Origin of the sequence: Actinomadura sp. BRA 177 (genome assembly GCF_013372625.1) — a bacterium.
Taxonomy (GTDB): domain Bacteria; phylum Actinomycetota; class Actinomycetes; order Streptosporangiales; family Streptosporangiaceae; genus Spirillospora.
On sequence record NZ_JABXFD010000035.1, the window covers coordinates 1 to 522 of the forward strand.

2 pseudogenes are annotated in these 522 nt (G+C 77.2%); one reads left to right on the top strand and one right to left on the bottom strand.

Annotated features, from left to right (window positions below):
• A pseudogene (locus tag HUX53_RS39755) lies at positions 1-234 on the bottom strand (xanthine dehydrogenase family protein subunit M); the annotation flags it as partial.
• A gap of 12 nt (positions 235-246) precedes the next feature.
• Between HUX53_RS39755 and HUX53_RS39760 the strand changes: the two are divergent.
• Positions 247-522, top strand: a pseudogene (locus HUX53_RS39760) (xanthine dehydrogenase family protein subunit M); the annotation flags it as partial.

Sequence of the window (522 nt, forward strand, 5' to 3'; positions counted from 1 at the left end):
CGTGGTGGCGGGCCGCGCCCATGTGCGGTGGGCGGCCGACGCCCGCCCGGCGGTCGCGCGCGCGCGCGCGGTCCGATGGACCGTCTCGTGGTGGACGCCCCGGCCCGCGCCCGGCGTCGGCACGCGCACGCCCACGGGCAGGGCGGCCGGCTCCCTCGACGATGTCATCCAGTCGGCGAAGAACTCCGACGCCGGGGTCTCCCGCTCACCGCGCACGGGCTGGACGAGGAACACCGCGTCCAGTCCGTGCGCGGTGAGCGGGAGATCCCGGCGTCGGAGTTCTTCGTCGACTGGATGACATCGTCGCTGGAGCCGGACGCACTGCGCGTGGGCGTGCGCGTGCCGAAGCTGGGCGCGGGCTGGGGCGTCCACTACGAGAAGCTCCATCGGACTGCGCCGGCCTGGGCGAGCGTCGGGGTGGCGTGCGCCCTACGCCCCAATGCTTCCGGGGTCGCGGACGGCCACGCCGCGCTCCGCAACAGGCGTCCGGCGCCCCACCGGGCCCGCCCGGCGGACCCCCCC